General features: G+C 74.2%; 4 protein-coding genes. 1 reads left to right on the forward strand and 3 read right to left on the reverse strand.

Annotated features, from left to right (window positions below):
* The 3 genes from ACFV0Q_RS26420 to sigE all read right to left on the reverse strand — a co-directional run.
* Nucleotides 1-1,091, reverse strand: a 1,091-nt coding sequence (locus tag ACFV0Q_RS26420; RefSeq protein ID WP_385008851.1) for a S1C family serine protease, incomplete at its 3' end; no start/stop codon positions are given.
* Nucleotides 1,092-1,310: 219 nt separating this feature from the next.
* Complete coding sequence (locus ACFV0Q_RS26425; protein WP_385008852.1) at nucleotides 1,311-1,964, reverse strand: zf-HC2 domain-containing protein; 654 nt, start codon at nucleotides 1,962-1,964, stop codon at nucleotides 1,311-1,313.
* Nucleotides 1,961-2,746: an RNA polymerase sigma factor SigE gene (gene sigE, locus ACFV0Q_RS26430; RefSeq protein ID WP_385008853.1), complete on the reverse strand. Its 786-nt coding sequence runs from the start codon at nucleotides 2,744-2,746 to the stop codon at nucleotides 1,961-1,963. Before sigE ends, ACFV0Q_RS26425 begins: the two co-directional genes overlap by 4 nt.
* A 167-nt stretch (nucleotides 2,747-2,913) precedes the next feature.
* Between sigE and ACFV0Q_RS26435 the strand changes: the two genes are divergently transcribed.
* A complete protein-coding gene (locus ACFV0Q_RS26435; protein ID WP_266574090.1) occupies nucleotides 2,914-3,576 on the forward strand; it encodes a class I SAM-dependent methyltransferase in 663 nt (220 codons plus the stop codon).
* The last annotated feature ends 170 nt before the right edge of the window (nucleotides 3,577-3,746 follow it).

Here is a 3,746-nt window from a genome sequence, read left to right on the forward strand (position 1 = left end):
TCCTCGCCCTTGGAGTCCACACGGGCTCCGTCGCCGGTGTAGCGCATGTCCAGGGTGACCCCGATGACGGGGTGGGTGGCGCGGCCGGTGCGGATGAGCTCCTCGGCGACGCGCTTGCCCTGGTTGACCGGGATGGCGAAGCCGAGGCCGATGCTGCCGCTCTGGCGGGTGTCGTCGCCGCCGTCGGCGCCCTTGTCGGCGCCGCGGATCGCGCTGTTGATGCCGATGACGTGGGCGCGGGAGTCCAGGAGCGGGCCGCCGGAGTTGCCGGGGTTGATGGGGGCGTCGGTCTGGAGGGCGTCGACGTAGCTGATGTCGCTGCCGTCGCCCTTGTCGCCGCCCGCGGTGATGGGGCGGCCGGTGGCGCTGATGATGCCCGCCGTGACGGTGTTGGAGAGGTCGAAGGGGGCGCCGATGGCCACGACCGGGTCGCCGACGCGGACGTTCTCCGAATTGCCGAGGGCCAGGGGGCGCAGCCCGCGGACGCCGGTGACCTTCACGACCGCCAGGTCGTAGCCGCCGTCGCGGCCGACCAGCTCGGCGGTGACGCTCTCGCCGGTGCTGAAGGTGACCGTTATGTCCTTGGCGTCGGCGACGACGTGGTTGTTCGTCAGGATGTGGCCCTGCTCGTCCAGGACGAACCCGGTTCCTGTGCCGCCTCCGCCGCTCCCGTTGACGTGCAGGGTGACGACGCCCGGCAGCGCGGTGGCGGCGATGCCGGCCACGCTCTCCGGGGCCCGGCCCTTGTTGTCCACGGCGGCCTGCGGGAGCTCCAGGCGGGTGCTGCTCCGGCGCTCGGCGAGGATGCCGAGGTAGCCGCCGACGCCTCCGGCGAGGAGGGCGATCAGGGCGCCGAAAACCGCGAGCCGCAGGAGCCCGGGGGCGCGGCGCGGACCCTGGTCGACCACCTGAAGCGGCTGGTCGGCCCAGGGGTCGTACCGCGGCCCGGGGGCGGTCTCGGACTCGGACGCGGTCTGCGCCGCCGGGGCTTCCGGCGCGGACGGAGCCTGGTGGGGCCGCGCCGGGCCGTCGGGCCGGCTCCACCAGGTCGGAGCCGGACCGCTCTGCTGACTGTCGCGACTGTCGGACATGGACGCTCCCCGCAGGCCTGTCGCACCGCAGGACGGCGCATCTGCCGCAGATTCAACCAGGTAACGGAACCCCACGGAGGGCAGGGGCCTGCGAACCGGGGCGCACCCCGCCGAACCGGGCGGGGGCCGGGCCTACCGGGACCCGCCGGGCCGGGCCCAGGGCTCCCCCGGCCGGCGGCGGAGCTCCCGGGAAGGGCCGGGGGCTCCGCCTCTGGTTCCTCAGCGGGAGAGGGAGACCGGGAGGGCGGTCGCCGGGGCGGAGGGGGTGGCCGTCGGGAACGGTCCGACCGGGCCCAGGCTGGGCACGACGCCGGGGCTCGGCAGCCGGTCGCGGACGACCGCGTCGGTCAGCGGGACCGACGGTCCGGGCCGGGAGGCGGGGGCGTCACCCCGCGCGTTCGGCTCGACCGCGTCCATCGGCAGCGAGCCGCCCAGCGCGATCGCGGCCAGCGACACGGCTCCCGCCGCGACGAAGGCGAACCGGCGCCGCGGACGGCCCACCTCGTGGATACGGAACCCCTCGCGCGGGGCGGCCGGGGCCGCGTACCCGAACGAGGCGAAGGGGTCGACGCCCGGCGCACCGGCGCCCATCGGTCTGCCCGAGGCACCCGGCGGACCGGAAGGCCCCTCGGGACCTCCCCCCGGCAGGCCCTGGAGGCGTGCCAGCAGCCCCGCGGACAGCGGGGGCGGGGCACTCTCCACGAACAGGGTCTTCAGCCGGCGCTGTGCGTCGGCCTCGGCCTTGCACTTGGCGCAGGTCGCCAGGTGCGCCAGCACCCGCTCGCGCGCGTCGTGCTTCAGCTCCCCGTCCACCAGGGCGGCGAGCCGGTCGCCCAGGTGCTGCTCGGCGGGGGACGGACTGACTCCGCTCACTCGGCTCCGCCCTCTCCCCCGGCGCCCGGAGCGCCCACCGCCACGCCCGCCAGAGCGCGCTGCTCCGCACGGGCCTCGGGAGACCGGTGCTTGAGCGCCTTGCGCAGGTGCGAGCGGCCACGGTGGATACGGCTGCGGACGGTACCGAGCTTCACGCCGAGCGTGGCGGCGATCTCCTCGTAGGACAGGCCCTCGATGTCACACAGGACCACGGCGGCCCGGAACTCGGGCGCGAGGGTGTCCAGCGCCTGCTGCACGTCCGCGTCGAAGTGGGTGTCGTGGAGCACCTGCTGCGGGGACGGCTCACGGCTCGGCAGCCGCTCGGCGGCGTCGTCGCCGAGGGCGTCGAAGCGGATCCGCTGCTTGCGGCGCACCATGTCCAGGAACAGGTTCGTGGTGATGCGGTGCAGCCAGCCCTCGAAGGTGCCCGGCGTGTACGTCGACAGCGAGCGGAAGACGCGGACGAAGACCTCCTGCGTCAGGTCCTCGGCGTCGTGCTGGTTGCCGGTGAGGCGGTAGGCGAGACGGTAGACCCGCGCGCTGTGCGTGCTGACGATCTCCTCCCACGTGGGAGGGGTCCACGCCTGAGAGCCCGCATCGGCGGCAAAGGTCGCGGTGGTCGCGGTCGCGGTGTGGGCGGTGTGGAAGCGGTCAGCAATGTCGGTCACGGATTTCGGCTCACCCGCCGACCAGAAGAGACGTCTCAGAACGCCTCCACGATCCACAGGCGCAGCCGCACCTCCCCTGTCGGCTCTGGTGGTGTCCAGTGGAGCCCCTACCATAGCCACCCCTCCCGTCAGCTCTGGATAAGCCTTTTTGCAGTAACTTTGCACGGGTCTTGGGTCCCGGGCCGCCGATCTGCCCGCTGCCGTCCCCTCTATCCCGCCTCTAGTCCTCCCAACGCCCGGTCCCATCTGCGGGTTCCCGACGTCAGCGGATACAGTCACCGTTGCGCCAACTATGGGGACAGGAGAGGGTCATTAGCGGCAACCGGCAGACGAGCTGGGCGTTCGCCGACGCGTTTGTCGCCGAGGACGACGCTCTGCGATGGGCCCGCGACCGGTCCAGGGAAGCGGGCCTGCGGTCCGTGTCCCCCGGAACCGGGGCCGCGCTGCGCCTGCTGGCCGCCACCGCGGACGCCAAGGCGGTCGCCGAGATCGGCACCGGTACCGGCGTCTCGGGCATCCACCTGCTGCACGGGATGCGGCCGGACGGGGTCCTGACCACGGTGGATCCCGAAGCCGACCGGCAGGCCTTCGCCCGCCAGGCCTTCCGCGCGGCCGGCTTCGCGGGCAACCGCGCGCGCTTCATCCCGGGGCGCGCCCTCGACGTCCTGCCACGGCTCGCCGACGGCGGCTACGACCTCGTCTTCTGCGACGGGGACCCGTCCGAGTCCCTGGACTACCTCGCCGAATCGTTGCGCCTGCTGAGGCCCGGCGGGCTGGTGTGCTTCGAGGGAGTGTTCTCGGACGGCCGTACGGTCGACTCCGCGGCGCAGCCGGTGGAGGTGATCCGGGTCCGCGAGCTGCTGCGCAGCGTGCGGGAGAGCCCGGCGCTGGAGGCGGCCCTCCTGCCGGTGGGCGACGGGCTGCTCTGCGCCGTCCGGCGGTAGCCCGGCCGGCTGTGTACCGGGGCCGCCCGCGGGTTGTGCGGGGGCTGCGCCTCCCCGGCTCCGCACAAGGCCCCATCACGTGCGGCGCCGTTGCCGGGGGGCGGCCCCCCGCCCCCCCCCGCCCCAAACACCCCGCGGCGGGCGCACACACACCCAAGAGGCTGATACAA

It is taken from the genome of Streptomyces sp. NPDC059564 (assembly GCF_042735575.1).
GTDB lineage: Bacteria > Actinomycetota > Actinomycetes > Streptomycetales > Streptomycetaceae > Streptomyces.

What these genes read in the sequence shown, in the direction of transcription:
- sigE (WP_385008853.1), bottom strand. Translation starts at nt 2,746, where the DNA reads ATGGTAGGGGCTCCACTGGACACCACCAGAGCCGACAGGGGAGGTGCG.